Origin of the sequence: Rhizobium rhizogenes NBRC 13257, assembly GCF_000696095.1 — a bacterium.
GTDB classification, from domain to species: Bacteria; Pseudomonadota; Alphaproteobacteria; order Rhizobiales; family Rhizobiaceae; genus Rhizobium; species Rhizobium rhizogenes.
In genome coordinates, this window is the sequence record NZ_BAYX01000011.1 from 311806 (window position 1) to 323700 (window position 11895).

General features: G+C 61.6%; 12 protein-coding genes. 6 read left to right on the top strand and 6 right to left on the bottom strand.

The window, feature by feature from the left end; translation table 11 throughout:
• Positions 1-318: 318 nt before the first annotated feature.
• Genes RRH01S_RS24190 through RRH01S_RS24200 form a run of 3 tightly spaced genes read left to right on the top strand, consistent with a single transcriptional unit; the run spans position 319 to position 4036 of the window.
• Positions 319-1815: a sugar ABC transporter ATP-binding protein gene (locus tag RRH01S_RS24190; RefSeq protein ID WP_015917924.1), complete on the top strand. Its 1497-nt coding sequence runs from the start codon at positions 319-321 to the stop codon at positions 1813-1815.
• A gap of 15 nt (positions 1816-1830) precedes the next feature.
• Positions 1831-2898: an ABC transporter permease gene (locus RRH01S_RS24195; protein ID WP_015917925.1), complete on the top strand. Its 1068-nt coding sequence runs from the start codon at positions 1831-1833 to the stop codon at positions 2896-2898.
• A 43-nt stretch (positions 2899-2941) separates the two neighbouring features.
• Complete coding sequence (locus tag RRH01S_RS24200; RefSeq protein WP_015917926.1) at positions 2942-4036, top strand: ABC transporter substrate-binding protein; 1095 nt, start codon at positions 2942-2944, stop codon at positions 4034-4036.
• Between the two features lie 67 nt (positions 4037-4103).
• On the opposite strand, the gene RRH01S_RS24205 is transcribed toward RRH01S_RS24200, so the two are convergent.
• The 4 genes from RRH01S_RS24205 to RRH01S_RS24220 all read right to left on the bottom strand — a co-directional run bounded on the left by RRH01S_RS24205 (position 4104) and on the right by RRH01S_RS24220 (position 7364).
• Complete coding sequence (locus tag RRH01S_RS24205; RefSeq protein WP_034515920.1) at positions 4104-5117, bottom strand: LacI family DNA-binding transcriptional regulator; 1014 nt, start codon at positions 5115-5117, stop codon at positions 4104-4106.
• Between the two features lie 132 nt (positions 5118-5249).
• The gene (locus RRH01S_RS24210; protein ID WP_015917928.1) at positions 5250-5582 is read right to left on the bottom strand and encodes a hypothetical protein; all 333 of its coding nucleotides are present in this window, start codon (positions 5580-5582) and stop codon (positions 5250-5252) included.
• On the bottom strand, positions 5579-6466 hold the full coding sequence (locus tag RRH01S_RS24215) for an NAD(P)-dependent oxidoreductase (RefSeq protein WP_015917929.1): 888 nt from the start codon (positions 6464-6466) through the stop codon (positions 5579-5581). The genes RRH01S_RS24210 and RRH01S_RS24215 overlap by 4 nt, the downstream gene beginning before the upstream one ends.
• 139 nt (positions 6467-6605) lie before the next feature.
• Entirely contained in the window at positions 6606-7364 is a 759-nt protein-coding gene (locus RRH01S_RS24220; protein ID WP_015917930.1) for an SDR family oxidoreductase, read from the bottom strand.
• 87 nt (positions 7365-7451) lie between these two features.
• Here RRH01S_RS24220 and RRH01S_RS24225 point away from each other — a divergent pair, with 87 nt between their 5' ends.
• Positions 7452-8399, top strand: coding sequence for a 2-hydroxyacid dehydrogenase (locus tag RRH01S_RS24225; RefSeq protein WP_015917931.1), 948 nt, complete (start codon positions 7452-7454; stop codon positions 8397-8399).
• A 10-nt stretch (positions 8400-8409) separates the two neighbouring features.
• Complete coding sequence (locus RRH01S_RS24230) at positions 8410-9441, top strand: L-idonate 5-dehydrogenase (RefSeq protein ID WP_015917932.1); 1032 nt, start codon at positions 8410-8412, stop codon at positions 9439-9441.
• 72 nt (positions 9442-9513) lie between these two features.
• Here RRH01S_RS24230 and RRH01S_RS24235 read toward each other — a convergent pair whose 3' ends face one another.
• On the bottom strand, positions 9514-9933 hold the full coding sequence (locus RRH01S_RS24235) for a GlcG/HbpS family heme-binding protein (protein ID WP_015917933.1): 420 nt from the start codon (positions 9931-9933) through the stop codon (positions 9514-9516).
• Between the two features lie 79 nt (positions 9934-10012).
• Between RRH01S_RS24235 and RRH01S_RS24240 the strand changes: the two genes are divergently transcribed.
• Positions 10013-10903 carry an SMP-30/gluconolactonase/LRE family protein gene (locus RRH01S_RS24240; protein ID WP_015917934.1) on the top strand — a complete coding sequence of 297 codons (891 nt, stop codon included), beginning with the start codon at positions 10013-10015 and terminating at the stop codon, positions 10901-10903.
• Between the two features lie 56 nt (positions 10904-10959).
• Here RRH01S_RS24240 and RRH01S_RS24245 read toward each other — a convergent pair whose 3' ends face one another.
• Complete coding sequence (locus tag RRH01S_RS24245) at positions 10960-11874, bottom strand: homocysteine S-methyltransferase family protein (protein WP_015917935.1); 915 nt, start codon at positions 11872-11874, stop codon at positions 10960-10962.
• Between the last annotated feature and the right edge of the window lie 21 nt (positions 11875-11895).

An 11895-nucleotide genomic window follows, 5' to 3' on the forward strand; every position in this document is an offset into this window, starting at 1 on the left:
CGACAATATTCTCATGCGTCCATTCGTAATATGTAAGAAATATCTATTTAAAGCGAATCTTTACTTTAAGTTGAAGGTATATCCATAAGCACGCCAAACCTATCCGATATGCGCGAGCAGTAGCCGTGATACGCAATAATAAACCGAGATGAGGTGAGTAGCCGGGCAAAATCACTATTCATGCAGGCAGCAGACGATCGGCACGGTGGCGAAATCAAAGCCATCTCCGCGATGAAACCGCGTTGTCAATCGGGAGCCTCTTGACGGAATGTTATCGATAACATAGCCTCCTCTCATCGAAGCTTTGGGAGGAGCGGGATGGACGACGGAAAGCTGCTCGAGTTTTGCGACATCACCAAGGAGTTTGGTGGAACGCGCGCCCTGTCGAATGTCTCGCTGGATCTGAAGCCCGGAGAAATCCTGGCTCTTCTCGGCGAGAACGGCGCGGGCAAATCCACCCTCATCAAGACGCTCGCAGGCATCTACAAGCCCGATGGCGGTCAGATCCTGTTTCGCGGCAAGCCGTATCAGCACCGCCCGCCAAAGCCCAATCAGCGTCAGCCGGTCGCCTTCATCCATCAGGATCTCGGGCTGATCGAATGGATGACGGTGGGCGAGAATGTTGGTTTGGCGCAGGGCTATTCGCTGCGCGGCAAGCTGATCGACTGGCGGTCGACCGAGCGCCGTACAGCGGAGGCCCTGAAGCTTGTCGGATGCGATTTCGATCCATCGACGCGAGTCCAGGAGCTGACACGAACCGAAAAATCTCTCGTGGCGATTGCTCGCGCGCTCGCAGTCGAAGCAGATGTTCTTGTTCTCGACGAACCAACGGCAAGCTTGCCCGCCGATGAGGTCGAGAAGCTTTTTGCCGCTATCCGCCCGCTCAAGGAGCGCGGTGTTGCGATGATCTACGTTTCGCACCGGCTGGATGAGATCTTTAGGATCGCCGACCGCGTCGCTGTACTGCGCGACGGGCAACTCGTGGGACAGAAGCCGGTCTCCGATACGACGCCGGACGAGCTGATCCGCATGATCGTCGGACGCAAGGCCGACCAGCTCTTCGTCAAGGCCGAGCGGACCGCCGGTCCCGCCATCGTCTCCGTCAAAGATCTCGCCTGCCGTGGCGCAGGTCCCGTATCCTTCGACATCCAGCAGGGAGAGCTGCTCGGCCTCGTTGGGCTCAGAGGCGCCGGCCAGGAATTGATCGGACGTGCGCTTTTCGGTTGCGAGCCATCGAGCGGAACCGTCCGGCTGAACGGTGCGGAGCCCGATCTTTCCAGCCCCGTTGCCGCCATGGCTGCGGGCATCGGCCTGATCGCAAGGGACCGGACCGAGGAGTCGGTCGCCATGTCGCTCAGCCTCAGGGAAAACACGTTCCTCAATCCCGGTGCGTCCGGGCGGAGCATGCTGTCATTCCTGCCGCCACAACGCGAGGCCGAAATGGCCTATTCGCTTGGCAGCCGGGTCGGCCTAAGGCCCAATGACCAGGCACTTGCGATCGAAGCCTTGTCCGGCGGCAATCAGCAAAAGGTCGTGGTCGGCCGATGGCTTGCCACGGGACGTAAGCTGCTGATCGCCGAGGACCCGACAGCCGGCGTCGATGTCGGCGCCAAGGCGGACATCTACAAGCTAATCGCCGAGGCGGTGGAGGAAGGGCTTGCCGTGCTCGTCGTCTCCACCGACTTCGAGGAAATCGCTCATATCTGCCATCGCGCCCTGGTGTTTTCACGCGGTCAAATCGTGCGGGAACTGAGCGGCGCGGAACTGACAACACCGGCGGTCATCGCCGCCGCATCTGCATCCGAAGCCGCCTAAATCGGAGAGAACCCCATGCAATCGATCGAATCCAACGCGCTCGAACCCACCCGGGCCGAACTGGCGGGAATGAGCTTCGGCCAGAAAATCCAAAGGCTGTTGCCGGTCTATGGCCTCGTCATCCTGACCGCCTTCCTGATCCTGCTGTTTTCCATCCTGCTGCCGCAGACCTTTCCGACGCTGCTCAATCTGCGGTCGATCATTTCCGACAAGACTATCATCGCGATCCTGTCGCTGGCGGCGATGATCCCCATGGCGGCCGGGCGTATCGACCTGACGATCGGCTATGGCATCGTGCTCTGGCATGTACTGGCGATCAGCCTGCAGACCATGTTCGGCCTGCCATGGCCGGTCGCCGTCCTGATTGTTCTCGCGCTTGGAGCGCTGACCGGCTTCCTCAACGGGCTGCTGGTCGAGATCGCCAAGATCGACAGCTTCATCGCGACGCTCGGCACAGGCACCGTCCTTTACGCCATTGCCCTTTGGCATACCGGCGGACGGCAGGTGGTCGGCATGCTGCCGCAGGGCTTCTACGCGCTCAACGGAACCATGATCTTCGGCCTGCCGATCACGGGACTCTACGTCCTGGTTCTGGCTTTCGTGATGTGGATCATACTCGAATACACGCCGATCGGCCGCTACGTCTACGCCATCGGCGCCAATCCGAAGGCTGCTGCCTTGAACGGCATCCCGGTTCGCCGCTTCGTCATCTGCGCCTTCGTGACATCGGGCACGCTTGCCGCCGTGGCCGGCGTCTTGCTCGCCTCGAAACTCAGGATCGGCCAGGCCAGCGTCGGGCTGGAATATCTTCTGCCGGCGCTCGTCGGAGCCTTCCTCGGCTCCACCACCATCAAGCCCGGCCGCGTCAATGTCTGGGGAACCATGATCGGCGTCATCATCCTGGCCGTCGGCATTGCCGGCATTCAGCAGATCGGCGGCTCCTTCTATGTGGAACCGTTGTTCAACGGCGTGACCCTGCTCGTCGCCATCGGGATTGCTGGCTATGCCCAGCGCCGACGCAGCCTCGCCGGCCGAATGGCGCCGGCGCAAAAGCCGCAACTGCCCGCCAAGGCAGCCGAATAGTGAAGATCATATTGTTTTGATTACCAAAGGGAGGAGACAGACAATGAAACGCAGATATTTCCTGCAGGCAACCACAGGCCTGTTAATACTATGCGCGAGCCACGCCTATGCGGATCCGCTGACTGACGCGAAGGCCGTCGTCGATAAATATGCCTCGCCGGTCACCAAATGGGACGGCCCCACTACCGGTCCCAAGGCGCAGCCCGGCAAGACCATTGTCGTGCTGGCCGGCGACCTGAAGAACGGCGGTATCCTCGGCGTCAGCAACGGGGTCGAGGAAGCGGCCAAGGCGATTGGCTGGCAGGTCAAGGTTCTCGATGGCGCGGGCTCGATCGGGGGACGAACCGCGGCCTTCGGCCAGGCCATGGCCTTGAAGCCGGACGGTATCATCATCGACGGTTTCGACGCGATCGAACAAGCACCGGCGTTGGAGCAGGCGCAGGCCGCAAAGATCCCGCTGGTTGCCTGGCATGCAGGCCCCGTCATCGGCCCGGATGAAAAGAGCGGGCTGTTCGCCAATGTCAGCACCGATGCGATGGAAGTGTCGACGGCTGCCGCCGACTGGGCCTTCGTCGATGCCAAGGGCAAGCCCGGCGTCATCATCTTCACCGACTCGACCTATGCCATCGCCATTGCCAAGGCCGACAAGATGAAGGCCGAGATCGAGCGTCTTGGCGGCAAGGTGCTGGAATATGTCGACACACCCATTGCCGAGACCTCGCAGCGCATGCCGCAGCTCACCACTTCGCTCCTACAGAAGTATGGCGATAGCTGGACCCATTCGCTGGCTATCAACGACCTCTATTTCGACTTCATGGGGCCGTCGCTCGCATCCGCCGGCAAGGGCGGCACGGACGCGCCGATCAACGTGGCCGCCGGTGACGGTTCGGAATCCGCCTATGCACGCATCCGCGCCGGCCAATATCAGAAGGTGACGGTTGCCGAGCCTCTGAACCTGCAAGGCTGGCAGTTGGTCGACGAGCTCAACCGGGCTTTTTCGGGAGAGAAATGGTCCGGCTATCTGTCGCCGCTGCATGTGGTGACGGCTGATAATGTGGAAACGGACGGAGGCCCGAAAAACACCTTCGATCCCGGCAACGGATACAAGGATCAGTACCAGAAGATCTGGGGCAAGTGATCCCATCTTGATATGAAAACGGCGCGGCCTTCGGGCCGCGCTTTTGCATTTGGCAAATAAGCAAAATCTAGCGGCTGCTGTCGCGCACGATCAGCTCCGGCGTAATCCTGACATCCTCGATGGCCGCCCCCTCATCCAGAATATCGAGGATCAGCCGGGCGGTCTTTTCGCCGATCTCACGCGCGAAAGCGTTGATCGTCGTCAGCGTGGGCACGCAGACCTCGCCGATTTCATAATTGCCGAAGCCGCCGATCGCAAAACGCTCCGGCACGGGCACGCCAAGACGGCGACATTCGGTCAGCGCACCATAGGCCGCGAGATCCGACACGCAGACCACTGCCTGCGTGTCCGGATGGATTTCGATCAGCCTTGCCATCGCATTGGCGCCTTCGCGCATCGAAATAGGCGGCACTCCGGCGGCGATCAGGCGGGATGCATCAAGCCCGTGCGCCTCCATTGCGGCAATGAAGCCGGCCCGGCGCTCGCTGCCGCGGGTATCACGCCCGACATCGCCGCCGATGAAGGCAATGCGACGATGGCCGGCGCTGACAAAGTGATCCACCATCTGGCGAACGGCGCCTGCATTGGAAAAGCCGACATAATGCCCGATCGGCTCGACCGGGATATCCCAGGTCTCAATCACCGGAATATTGACCGTCTCCAGCAGGCGGCGCGCGCGCGGCGTATGCTTGCCGCCGGTCACGACGATCGCCTGCGGCTTGCGGCGCAGAAGCTGCTCAATGAGCCGCTCCTCCTCCTGCATGTCGTAATTGGTGTAACCCAGCAATATCTGCATGTTGCGCGCGGCAAGCGTATCGGCAAGGCCGCCGACGGTATCGGCGAAATTGGCGTTGTTGATAGAGGGAATGGTGACGGCGACGAAATCCGACTTTTGCGAGCGGAAATTGGAGGCCGTGCTGTCGAAGACATAGCCCAGATCCTCGGCGGCCTTGAGAATGGCCTCCCTAGTCTCGGCGCTGACGAGACTGTCCGCCTTGAATGCGCGTGACACGGTCATGGGGGAAACTCCCATGACGCGGGCAATGTCAGCCATGGTCGGCGGCTTGCGGATATTGCTCATCGACAGCCTATGTTATCGTTACCACGAGAGTAGTATGCATCGCCTCTAAATGGCAAGTGCATGCCCTTTGCTTATCCTAAGACGAGAAGACGGGGGTATGACCCCCGTCTGACAGACGTCGCGGCAAGAGGCTTACAGCACGAATTCATTGGCAACCGTTACGTGATGGTGGATGCGGCCCTCGAAGAACCGCGAAAGCACTGCCTCCGTTGCCGCACGCGCCTCGGCCCGAGCAGGACTTGCAAGAGCGGCCTCGACCGCGGCCGTATCGAGATAATTGATGGCAAGGATCATCGGATATTCCGGAGCGCCTTCGTCCCGGGCCTCGGCAAAGGACACGCGAACATCGAGAGCGCCGGGAAATTGCTTCCATTTCGGCAGAATGGTTTCCATGACCGCCGCGCGAAATGCTTCCGTCTCGCCATCCCTGACCTTGCCTTCGAATAGTGCGTATCGGGTAATCATTCGGCGATCTCCTTGTTCGGTCCTTTGAAGAATTCCATCAGCGCCGCCTGATCCTCGCCGCCGAGGCCGGCGGCGGTCAGCATGCGGTGAACTTCGGCGCAGACGGCGGTCAGCGGCATGGCGGTGTTGGTGCGCCGGGCAAGGTCCTGCGCGCCGTTCAGGTCCTTGACCATATTGTCGATCCGGCCGGTACGGCGATAATCCTTGGCCACGTAACGCGGCATGTATTCCTGCAGCAGGGCGCTGTCGGCCCGTCCACCCTTCAGTGCCTGCGGGATCTTGGCGGCATCCACGCCGGCGTCGAGCGCGAGCTGGGTCGCCTCCGCAACGGCAAGGAAATTCAACGCGCAGAGCACCTGGTTGATCAGCTTCGTGGTCTGACCGGCGCCCGATGGTCCCATATGGGTGTAGTTCGAAGCGACATGCTTGAGCACTTGATGCGCGTCGGCGACATCCTGTGCGCTGCCGCCGGCCATCAGCGTCAACTGGCCGATCAGCGCCTTCGGAGCGCCACCGGACAGCGGGCTGTCCACCCAGCGCAGACCCTTTGCCGCTGCGTCCGCGGCCAGTGCCTTGGTGGCATCGGGATCGATGGAGGACATGTCGATGATCAAGGTACCGGGTCTCGCGCCTTCCGCGACACCGCCAGCGCCGAACACCGCAGCCCGTACGATGTTTGGGGAATTGAGGCTGAGAATGACATAATCCGATACGGCAGCCGCTTGCGCCGCGCTGGGTGCAGCGCTCGCGCCCTTGGCCGTCAACGCCGCCACCTTCTCCTTGTCAAGGTCGAAGACCGTCAGACTGTTGCCGGTCTCGGCGAGGCGCGTGCCGATGGCTCCGCCCATTGCGCCCGCGCCGATCAGCGCCACCTTGTTGCTCATGGCTGTTCCTCCTCCAAAGCCGCGATATCAGTCGCGGCGTCCGTTATGAACGGTCGACCCAATTCCACTGTGATGGTCTGCACGTCCTCATCGCGCCGACCAGGAATTTGCCGCAGCCGAAACCGCCTGCGGCATCCCTTTAAAGCGATGCGGTGATCCCGCCGTCGACATAAAGCACATGCCCGTTGACGAAGGAGGAGGCATCGGAGGCCAGGAAGACGCAGGCGCCGACCAGTTCCTCGACACGTCCCCAACGGCCGGCCGGGGTGCGCTTCTCAAGCCATGCCGAGAAATCGGCGTCGGCAACGAGCGCAGCGTTCAGCGGCGTATCGAAATAGCCCGGCGCGATGGCATTGCATTGCAGCCCATACTTGGCCCAATCCGTCGCCATGCCCTTGGTGAGATTGCCGACGGCGCCCTTGGTTGCCGTGTAAGGAGCGATCGAGGGGCGTGCCAGTGCGGTCTGGACGCTCGCAATATTGATGATCTTGCCGGCACCACGCTTGATCATATGGCGGGCAGCGGCCTGACCGACGTTGAAAACGCTTGATATGTTGGTGCGAAGAAGACGCTCGAAGGCATCCGCGGGAAACTCTTCCAGCGGCGAGCGGAACTGCATCCCAGCATTATTGACGAGGATATCGATGGCGCCGGTCTCGGCTTCGAACGCGTCGACGGCGTTGCGGACAGCTTCATGATCGGTCGCGTCGAAAGGCAGCGTGTGAACCTTGCCCTCGAACAGGGCCGCAGTCCTGGCAAGCTTTTCCGCGTCGCGGCCGTTGAGCACCAGTTCAGCGCCTGCTGCAGCCAATCCCTTGGCAAGAGCAAGCCCGATGCCCTGGGACGAACCCGTCACAAGAGCACGCCGCCCTTTCAGATCGAAGAGGCCAAGAGACATCGTTTCCTCCGTTTTTTATCTCGACAAATGCTGTTCCCCTTGTTTATGTTATCGATAACATTCGATGTCAAGGGAGGATGCAAAAAGATGGACAAGCCGATAATTCTTCAGATCGGACCCTATCCGCAATGGGATCAGGAGCCCCTGGACGCAGCGTTTCGCGTTCATCGCTATTTCGAATCCGAGGATAAGACGGCTCTTCTCGCGGACGTCGGGCCGTCGGTGAAGGCGATCGCCACGCGCGGCGAACTCGGGGCCAATCGCGCCATGATCGAGGCCTGCCCCAAGCTGGAAGTGATCTCGGTCTACGGCGTCGGCTTCGACGCGGTCGATCTCCAGGCCTGCCGTGAACGCGGTATCCGCGTGACGAATACGCCCGACGTGCTCACCAACGATGTCGCCGATCTGGGTATCGCCATGATGCTCTGCCAGTCGCGCGGCATGCTCGGCGCTGAAACATGGGTGCGCGACGGCAGCTGGGCGAACAAGGGCCTTTATCCGCTGAAGCGCCGCGTCTGGGGACGCCGCGCCGGCGTGCTCGGCCTTGGCCGCATCGGCTTCGAGGTTGCCAAGCGGCTCAAGGGCTTCGACATGAAGATCGCCTATTCCGACGTCGAGGCAAAGAGCTACGCGACCGACATGGAATTCGTGGCCGATCCGGTGAAGCTGGCGGAGCAATCCGATTTCCTGTTCGTGACGCTGGCGGCGTCTGCCGCGACCCGTCACATCGTCGGACAAGAGGTGATCGAAGCGCTCGGACCGGAAGGCATGCTGATCAACATATCGCGCGCCTCCAACATCGACGAGGACGCGCTGCTGGAAGCGCTGGAAACCCGCAAGCTCGGATCGGCGGCGCTCGACGTCTTCGAGGGCGAGCCGAAACTCAATGAGCGCTTTCTGGCACTGGACAATGTTCTTTTGCAGCCCCACCACGCCTCGGGTACTATTGAGACCCGCAAGGCCATGGGACAGCTCGTCCGCGACAATCTCGCCGCCCATTTTGCCGGCCAGCCGTTGCTGACACCCGTTCTGTAAGGAGAATGACATGAAAGCCATCGTCGCTCACGCCGCCAAGGACTTGCGGATCGAGGACTATCCGGAGGAAGAGCCGGGTGCGGGAGAGGTCAAGCTGAAACTCGCCACCGGCGGGGTCTGCGGCAGCGACCTGCACTATTACCATCACGGCGGCTTCGGCGCCGTCCGCCTGAAGCAGCCGATGATCCTCGGCCACGAAGTCAGCGCGACGGTTACGGCTCTCGGCCCCGGCGTCGAAGGGCTCGAGGTCGGCCAGCTCGTCGCGGTTTCGCCATCGCGCCCCTGCCGAACCTGCCGTTACTGCCAGCAAGGCCTGCACAATCAGTGCCTGAACATGCGCTTCTATGGCAGCGCCATGCCGTTTCCGCATATTCAGGGCGCATTCCGCGAAACGCTTGTCGCCGATGCCATTCAATGCGTCCCCGCCGACGGCCTGACGGCCGGTGAAGCCGCGATGGCCGAACCGCTCGCCGTCACCCTGCATGCGACGAAGCGCGCCGGCGAACTGCTCGGCAAGCGCGTCCTCGTCACCGGCTGCGGACCGATCGGCGTACTGTCTATCCTCGCCGCGCGCCGCGCCGGTGCCGTAGAAATCGTCGCGACCGATCTGTCGGATTTCACACTCTCCCTTGCAAAGCAGGCCGGCGCGGACAGGGTCATCAATACGAAGGAAGACCCTGAGGCACTCGCCGCCTATTCAGCCGACAAGGGCACCTTCGACGTGCTCTATGAATGCTCCGGCGCTGCCCCTGCCCTCATCGGCGGCATCGCCGCGCTCCGGCCGCGCGGCATCATCGTGCAACTGGGTATCGGTGGCGACATGACGCTGCCGATGCTGGCCATCACTGCGAAGGAACTGGACCTGCGCGGCTCGTTCCGCTTCCACGAGGAATTTGCCTTCGGGGTCGACCTGATGCGCAAGGGCCTAATCGACGTAAAGCCGCTGATCACCCATTCCGTGCCGCTGAATGACGCCATCAGCGCCTTCGAGATCGCCTCGGACCGCAGCCGAGCCATGAAGGCGCAGATCGTCTTCGCCTGACGCATCAAATGAACGAGGCCCGCCGGCAAGGATGATTTGCTGGCGGGTTCTGTTCGCAAATAACCAAGCTGTTCAGTCCAGATCCGCCCCGATTGCTTTCAGCGCGACAAGGGCAACTGCCTCGTCTTGCTCTCCCGAGCCGGATCCGACGCCGATTCCGCCGACAAGCACGCCGGCAATGCGGATGGGAAGACCGCCTCTGAGGCCGGTCACCTCACCTTGGGTCGCAGCCGCCAACAAGAGCTTGGCATGCTCGGGAACGGAATGGCTCGGTGCGCCGATGGATGCCGCCGTCCGTGCCTTGGCGAGCGCGCTTTTCAACGACAGGAAGCGCGATCCGCGCATGCGGAAAGAGGCAAGCAACACCCCACTTGCATCGACGATGGCGATACATTGCGGCTGCCCCATTGCGGTGGCTTCGCCGATCGCCGTGCTCAACAGCGTCATCACGCCTTCGTCGCTCAAGACACTCGACGCCACAATATGGCTCATGCATTATCCTCCCGCTTGCGGACGCATCCGATTATGTTATCGATAACAGAATGCAACATTATGGGAGGTAATGTCAAAAATGTCGTTCTTCGAAATCGTGGATCCGGCTTTCGGTCGCTTCGTCCTCGGCAATGCTCCCGTAAAGCAGATTGCCACCGGCTTCGATTGGGTGGAAGGGCCTGTCTGGTTCGGCGACCAGAACTGCCTGCTGTTTTCCGACATCCCCAACAACCGCATCATGCGCTGGATACCGGGCCTCGGCACCAGCATCTTTCGCGAACCGTCGAACTTCTCCAACGGCCATACGCGCGACCGGCAGGGGCGCCTTGTGAGCTGTGAACATGGCGGCCGTCGCGTGACCCGGACGGAATATGATGGTTCGATCACGGTGATCGCCGACAGCTATCAGGGCAAGCGGCTGAATTCGCCCAACGATGTCATTGTCGCCTCGGATGGCGCCATCTGGTTCACCGACCCGCATTACGGCATCGCCACCGATTACGAAGGCTATAAAAGTGAGCAGGAATTACCCTGCAACGTCTATCGTGTCGATGCTTCAGGCTCGATGTCCACCGTGCTCACCGATTTCAATTGCCCGAACGGGCTAGCCTTCAGCCCCGACGAAAAGAAGCTTTATGTCGCCGATACCGGCCGCATGCATAGCAACGATCCCCAACATATCCGCGTCTTCAACGTCGGCGAAAACTGGCGGCTGACCGGCGGCGAAGTCTTTCATGTGATCTCGCCGGGCTGCGCGGACGGTATGCGCCTGGACAGCGACGGCAATCTCTGGTCCTCCGCGCGCGATGGCGTCCATTGCATCGCGCCGAACGGCCATCTCATGGGCAAGCTGCTGGTTCCCGAGACAGTGTCCAACCTCTGCTTCGGCGGGCGCGGCAAGCACAAGCTCTTCATCACCGCGACCACGAGCGTCTACGCGATCTCGCTCAACAGAAACGGAGCGCTTTAAGACTTGGCCGGTCGGACCGGCCTTGCCTCATCGCGCCCGCATGGAACATCGACTGCTCAGACGCAGCGATAGCGGCCAGACAGCGCGTGGATGTGATCCACGCCGATACCGCAGCAGCCGCCGATGATGCTGGCGCCGGAGGCGGCCCAGCGTCCGGCCCACCGGCCGTAGCTGTCAGGATCGAGATCGTTGCGGATTTCGGTCAGCGTGGCATTGGCCTCCTCGTCGTCCTGCTGCGACGGGAAGGCATTCGCATAAACGCCGACCTGAATGTCCGCACCCAAGGCGGCGAAGGTGGCGCGCGCCGTTTCGATGGCCGCTTCCATGACTTCCGGCATGCTGCAATTGAAAAGCATGGCCTCGCCACCGAAGGAGGCAACGAGCTCGGCGGCGGCCTTGACGGTCTCGTTCGAGCGCAGCAGCGGCTCCGGCATGTCCGAAGGAACGAGATCATCGCGCAGGGTGAAAGATATCCAGAGGGGCTTGCCGGTCGAAAGCGTCGCCTCGCGAGCGGCGCGCGCCTCGGCAAGACTGCTCTGGGTTTCAGCGAGCCACAAATCCACGTAAGGCGCCATACCGCCGACCAGCGTGTCGAGATAGTGCCCTGCCCGCTTGGCGTCGAAAAGATCCGGCTGGTAGGAGCCGAAGACCGGCGGTAGCGAGCCGGCGACGAGGATCTTGCGAGCCGTCGATGCATCCGCCGCTTCGCGCGCGATGCGGCCGGCGCGTGCAGCCAGCATGGCGCCATCGGCCTCGAAGCTCTCGTCGCCGATATGGAACGGTACGACAGCATAGCTGTTTGTGGTGATGACGTCGGCGCCGGCCTCGATGTAATTGTCATGGACCTTGCGGACGAATTCAGGGGCTTCCATCAAGGCCAGCGCCGACCATTCCGGCTGGCGGAAAGGCGCACCGATCCGTTCGAGTTCGCGGCCGGTGCCGCCATCGAGAATAAGTCCGCGCTTTGTCATCGTGTCATTCCTTGTGTCTTC

Excerpts from the sequence above, each read along its gene's own strand:
- RRH01S_RS24225 (WP_015917931.1), top strand. The coding sequence starts at position 7,452 with ATGGACAAGCCGATAATTCTTCAGATCGGACCCTATCCGCAATGGGAT.
- RRH01S_RS24230 (WP_015917932.1), top strand. The coding sequence starts at position 8,410 with ATGAAAGCCATCGTCGCTCACGCCGCCAAGGACTTGCGGATCGAGGAC.
- RRH01S_RS24195 (WP_015917925.1), top strand. The coding sequence starts at position 1,831 with ATGCAATCGATCGAATCCAACGCGCTCGAACCCACCCGGGCCGAACTG.
- RRH01S_RS24190 (WP_015917924.1), top strand. The coding sequence starts at position 319 with ATGGACGACGGAAAGCTGCTCGAGTTTTGCGACATCACCAAGGAGTTT.
- RRH01S_RS24205 (WP_034515920.1), bottom strand. The coding sequence starts at position 5,117 with ATGAGCAATATCCGCAAGCCGCCGACCATGGCTGACATTGCCCGCGTC.
- RRH01S_RS24215 (WP_015917929.1), bottom strand. The coding sequence starts at position 6,466 with ATGAGCAACAAGGTGGCGCTGATCGGCGCGGGCGCAATGGGCGGAGCC.
- RRH01S_RS24235 (WP_015917933.1), bottom strand. The coding sequence starts at position 9,933 with ATGAGCCATATTGTGGCGTCGAGTGTCTTGAGCGACGAAGGCGTGATG.
- RRH01S_RS24245 (WP_015917935.1), bottom strand. The coding sequence starts at position 11,874 with ATGACAAAGCGCGGACTTATTCTCGATGGCGGCACCGGCCGCGAACTC.
- RRH01S_RS24200 (WP_015917926.1), top strand. The coding sequence starts at position 2,942 with ATGAAACGCAGATATTTCCTGCAGGCAACCACAGGCCTGTTAATACTA.
- RRH01S_RS24240 (WP_015917934.1), top strand. The coding sequence starts at position 10,013 with ATGTCGTTCTTCGAAATCGTGGATCCGGCTTTCGGTCGCTTCGTCCTC.
- RRH01S_RS24210 (WP_015917928.1), bottom strand. The coding sequence starts at position 5,582 with ATGATTACCCGATACGCACTATTCGAAGGCAAGGTCAGGGATGGCGAG.
- RRH01S_RS24220 (WP_015917930.1), bottom strand. The coding sequence starts at position 7,364 with ATGTCTCTTGGCCTCTTCGATCTGAAAGGGCGGCGTGCTCTTGTGACG.